This is a genomic window from Vibrio sp. Vb0888 (assembly GCF_033338835.1).
GTDB lineage: Bacteria > Pseudomonadota > Gammaproteobacteria > Enterobacterales > Vibrionaceae > Vibrio > Vibrio alginolyticus.
The window spans coordinates 1-1073 of record NZ_JAWOTL010000312.1; the positions used below are offsets into that span (position 1 = coordinate 1).

A 1073-nucleotide genomic window follows, 5' to 3' on the forward strand; every position below is an offset into this window, starting at 1 on the left:
ACCAGCATCACCAACTCTATCACTGAGATTAATGATATGGCGATGCAGATTGCGAGCGCAGCAGAAGAGCAGCGAGCGGTAAGTGAAGACATCAGCCGCAATACTCAAGGCATCAAAGACGATGCAGATGTCATTGCTGAGCAATCACTGAAAAGCAGTGAAGGCGCACGCAGAATGTTCAACACAGCGAACACCATGCGAGAAAACATCAGTCGCTTTAAAGTGTAAACCGCCCCGAAAAAGCAGCTCCCAGAGCTGCTTTTTTATTGATGTTATCTAGCCCTTTAACTTCCCAATAATAAATAAAAAAATGATGGCATTGCTCGTGGCATTTCATGCATATTAAGAGCCCTCAACCCTATTCAACAAGGACGTCTATCAATCATGGGTTACGAATGGCTTGCTCTGTGCGCTGCCTTTTTATGGGCGGTTTCCAGCCTGATTTCGGTTATTCCTGCGCAGCATCTGGGTGCCTTTTCTTACAGTCGTTGGCGGATGGGCTGCACAGCCGTGATTTTGTCGACCATGGCGTGGATAACCGGCGGTTGGCTAAGTGTGACTTGGGAACACATTACGCCGATGATGGCATCCGGATTGATAGGGATCTTCATTGGCGACACCGCACTGTTTGCGTGTTTGAATCGCATGGGGCCAAGGCAAGCGGGCCTGTTGTTTTCCTGCCATGCCGTGTTTTCCACCATCTTAGGTTATTTCCTGTTTAGCGAAAGCATGACGGCCATTGAACTGCTTGGTTCTGCACTGGTGTTTAGCGGTGTGGTGATGGCGATATTCTTTGGCCGACGCGGACAAACTAACAATGTGCTCGAGGAAATCAAAGGCAACATTTGGGTTGGAGTCTCACTCGGCCTTACCGCTGCAATATGTCAGGCGCTCGGTGGCATTATTGCCAAACCGGTCATGCAAACCAGTGTCGACCCAATCGCTGCATCGGCAATTCGAATGATCAGCGCGTTCGTTGCGCACTGCTTGTTACTTATCGTTGGTGTAAAAGTTGCCCGCTCCACTCAACGTATTACTTGGCGTGTTTTTGGCATTACGGCGTTGAATGGCTT

At 49.1% G+C, this 1073-nt stretch carries 1 protein-coding gene and 1 pseudogene; both read left to right on the plus strand.

Going from position 1 to position 1073, the window contains the following annotated elements; genetic code table 11:
* Positions 1-228, plus strand: a pseudogene (locus R7P72_RS25890) (methyl-accepting chemotaxis protein); the annotation flags it as partial.
* A 156-nt stretch (positions 229-384) separates the two neighbouring features.
* On the plus strand, positions 385-1073 hold a 689-nt coding region (locus tag R7P72_RS25895; protein ID WP_318111104.1), incomplete at its 3' end, for a DMT family transporter.